This is a genomic window from Bartonella massiliensis (assembly GCF_902150025.1).
Classification (GTDB): domain Bacteria; phylum Pseudomonadota; class Alphaproteobacteria; order Rhizobiales; family Rhizobiaceae; genus Bartonella; species Bartonella massiliensis.
Map to the genome: position 1 here is coordinate 1 of NZ_CABFVS010000076.1, position 725 is coordinate 725.

Consider the following 725-nt stretch of genomic DNA (forward strand, 5'->3'; position numbering starts at 1 on the left):
GTAACTCTCTAAGCAGTGCTTCTCTTTTCATTCACCCTCTCCTGTTTTTACAAAATCAATATCGCACAAAAAAGTTCGTTAGTCAATAACAAATCGTACAAAAAAGTTGATATAGACTTTGCTAATTTAGAGGATGCTTATTGAAAAACTGAAGGCAAAACGAAAAAGCTATACCATTTGTAGACATAGCTTTTTGCTTAAATAATTTATCAAATAATATTATTCTTTTCTTGAGAGGAACAAAGATTCTTTAAAAGAAAGGGCACTAAACTGTGTTGCAAGAACTGTATTGTTCCCCCTGCTCTCTGGCTGATAATGCCTCAAATTCTGCGTTGTATTTTTTTTGAGCTTTCGCCGCATCCTCCATAATAAGATTGTCCGTTTTATCAAAGAATAATAAAGTATCAAAACAACCTTCACGGTAGAAAAAAGCACCATAATCCATGCAGAATAAATAAAGAGACCTATCCCTAAGGAGATCAATAATAAAATTATTAAAAAAGTGCTCACTTTTTCCCCCTATCGTATTTTGTCAAGAGATTGCTTGCCGGGCATATTGCTGCTTTGAGACTGTTTCCCATTGCTGCATCATTTCCTTCACATCCCGTTTCAATATGGCGTGAAAGAGAGAAAAGAGTGGAAAGAACACCGAAAGAACCCCCTAAAATGATCTGCGGTAAAAAAACATAAAAAAAACCACACACTCTTACCAACCCAGCATTACG

1 protein-coding gene is annotated in these 725 nt (G+C 35.4%); it reads right to left on the reverse strand.

Translation table 11 applies throughout. The features are described 5' to 3' along the window. Positions 1-506: 506 nt before the first annotated feature. Positions 507-725: hypothetical protein (locus FNZ60_RS09495; protein ID WP_210243987.1), on the reverse strand; the 219-nt coding region annotated here is incomplete at its 5' end.